The sequence below is a fragment of the Mesorhizobium sp. M7A.F.Ca.CA.001.10.2.1 genome (assembly GCF_003998575.1).
GTDB lineage: Bacteria > Pseudomonadota > Alphaproteobacteria > Rhizobiales > Rhizobiaceae > Mesorhizobium.
On record NZ_RZQY01000749.1, the window covers coordinates 1 to 2,725 of the forward strand.

Annotated in this window: 2 protein-coding genes and 1 pseudogene; 1 reads left to right on the forward strand and 2 read right to left on the reverse strand. The window is 62.6% G+C overall.

Annotated features, from left to right (window positions below; all coding sequences use genetic code 11):
• Together EN964_RS31090 and EN964_RS31095 are read right to left on the reverse strand one after the other, a co-directional pair.
• Window positions 1–350, reverse strand: a pseudogene (locus tag EN964_RS31090) (ABC transporter permease); the annotation flags it as partial.
• Between the two features lie 159 nt (window positions 351–509).
• Window positions 510–1,487, reverse strand: coding sequence for a sugar ABC transporter substrate-binding protein (locus tag EN964_RS31095; RefSeq protein WP_372958880.1), 978 nt, complete (start codon window positions 1,485–1,487; stop codon window positions 510–512).
• Between the two features lie 266 nt (window positions 1,488–1,753).
• Here EN964_RS31095 and EN964_RS31100 point away from each other — a divergent pair.
• The coding region (locus EN964_RS31100) for an ROK family transcriptional regulator (RefSeq protein ID WP_164776121.1) at window positions 1,754–2,725 on the forward strand (972 nt) is incomplete at its 3' end.

Consider the following 2,725-nt stretch of genomic DNA (forward strand, 5'->3'; position numbering starts at 1 on the left):
CCGTAGCTGACCGCGCAATTGCCCATGATCACCGCTGAAATCACCATGATCACGCCAATCGACAGGTCGATGCCCGCGGTCAGGATGACCAGCGTCTGCGCAGCACCCAGAATGCCGATAATGGCGATCTGCTGCAGGATAAGCGTCAGCGTGTAGGACGAAAAGAACCGCCCACCGATGGTGATGCCGAAAACGATGATCGCCAGAACCAGGACGATCAGCGGCACTGCGGCCGGCGTCGAATGCAGGAAATGCTGGATGCGCTTGACGGCCGATTTGTGCTCGTCGAAAGCGGCAACGCTTGTGTCGCTGCTCGAAAGAACTTTCTCGAATTCCTGAGCTTGAGCCATGTTTTCTCCCCGAAGGCTTCAGCCAAACGCCGACGCCAGTCCACGCCTTTCCGGTCTGTCGCCGGGATTGTTCGCGGTCACGCGAGCCATCGTCCACCCGAAGCGGCCGGGGATCAAGCCCCAGCCGCCCAGGTTCGGTAGATGCCTGTCAGACCGGCATCAGCCCCAGCATTTGGCGAGGCCTTCCTTGGTGTCGATGGACTTCACGCCGGTGGCCGGCTTGTCGGTCACCAGGTTGACGCCGGTATCGAAGAAGTCCTTGCCTTCGGTCGGCTTCGGCTTGGTTCCGTCCTTGGCGAAAGCAGCGATCGCCTCGATGCCGAGTGCTGCCATCTGCAACGGATATTGCTGCGACGTCGCGCCGATGACACCTTCGGCCACCGACTTCACGCCGGGGCAGCCGCCGTCGACGGAAACGATCAACACCTGGCTTTCGAGGCCGACAGCCTTGAGCGCCTGGTAGGCGCCGACAGCGGCAGGCTCGTTGATGGTGTGGATGACGTTGATGGTGTTGTCCTTCTGCAGGAGGTTCTCCATCGCCTTGCGGCCGCCCTCTTCGTTGCCGTTGGTGACGTCGTGGCCGACGATGCGGGGATCGTCCTCATCGCCGATCTTGTTGGGATCCTTCACGTCGATGCCGTAGCCCATCATGAAGCCCTGATCACGCAGCACGTCGACAGTCGGCTGCGAAGGCGTCAGGTCGAGGAAGCCGATCTTGGCGTCCTTGGCCTTGTCGCCGAGCGTGGCGGCTGCCCAGGCACCGATCAGCTTGCCGGCTTCGAGATTGTCCGTCGCAAAGGTCGCGTCGGCGGCGTCGATCGGATCGAGCGGCGTGTCGAGCGCGATCACCAGCAGGCCGGCGTCACGCGCCTTCTTCACGGTCGGCACGATGCCCTTGGTGTCGGATGCAGTGATCAGGATACCCTTGGCGCCGTCGGCGATGCAGCTCTCGATGGCCGCGACCTGGCTCTCGCTGTCGCCGTCGATCTTGCCGGCATAGGTCTTGAGGTCGACGCCGAGTTCCTTGGCCTTCGCGGTCGCGCCTTCCTTCATCTTGACGAAGAAGGGATTGGTGTCGGTCTTGGTGATCAGGCAGGCACCGACACCAGCCGCGGATGCGGACGACGCAAACGCCATCAGCCCCAGAGCCGCGGCGGCAAACACGGTCGATTTCAACAGTTTTGTATTGGTCACGATTTCCTCCCAGTGGATCCATCCGGATGCCGGCCAACCGGCACCTGCAGCGCGTCCAACGAAATTCTCCCAGCGTGGACGCTGCCTCAACAGACACCAGCACGAAGCCTCTGTCAATAATTAAATCACTCTTATTTATTATTGACAGCCTTGCTTCGTTCACCCATTCTGGCCCAAAAGCATTGAGGGGAAACGACGGGAGGAACAGGGTGGAAACGGCCATTGCGAGGCACGGTTCGCCCGAGGTGAATGACAGTCTCATTCACCGCGGCACCAACCAGAGCGGCATGCGCGACCACAATGAGCGGTTGGTGCTGTCGCTGGTGCGCCAGCACGGCAGCCTGGCAAAATCCGACATCGCCCGCATGACCGGCCTTTCGGCGCAGACGGTTTCGGTCATCATGCGCGAGTTGGAGGAAGAAAGCCTCCTGCTGCGCCAGGCGCCGTTGCGCGGCAAGATCGGCCAGCCTTCCATTCCGATGGCGCTCAATCCCGAAGGCGCTTTCTTCATTGGGCTGAAGATCGGCCGCCGCAGCGCCGAACTGGTGTTGATAGATTTCCTTGGCCATGTCCGTTCGATGCTGCAGCATTCCTATCGCTACCCGGCGCCGCGCGAGACGGTGGACTTCGTCAGCAACGGCATGCGGCAGATGCGCGGTGCGCTGACGCCCGCGCAAGACAAGCGCATCGCCGGGCTCGGCATCGCCATGCCGTTCGAATTGTGGAACTGGGCCGATACCGCCGGCGCCCCCCGCGACGTGATGGACGAATGGCGTCACCGCGACATCCGGGCCGACATCCAGGCGCAATGCGATTTTCCGGTCTATTTGCAGAACGATGCCACGTCGGCCTGCGGCGCCGAGCTCGTCTTCGGCCAGGCGGGCGCTGCGCGCGACTTCGTCTATTTTTATATCGGCGCCTTTGCCGGCGGCGGCATTGTGCTGAACGGCCGGCTTTTTGGCGGCCCGACCGGCAATGCCGGAGCGCTCGGCTCCATGCCGGTGCCCGGGCCGGACGGCAAGCCGACCCAACTGATCGATGTCGCTTCCATCGCCATGCTCGAAAAGGCGCTCAATGCGCGCGGCACCGAAGCCTCGCATCTGTGGACCTCGCCGGAAGATTGGGGCGAGATCGGACCCGAGCTTGACGACTGGATCGCCAGCGCCTCAAGGGCGCTCGCC

Coding starts and splice junctions, on each gene's coding strand:
- EN964_RS31095 (WP_372958880.1), bottom strand. CDS start 1,487: ATGGCGTTTGCGTCGTCCGCATCCGCGGCTGGTGTCGGTGCCTGCCTG.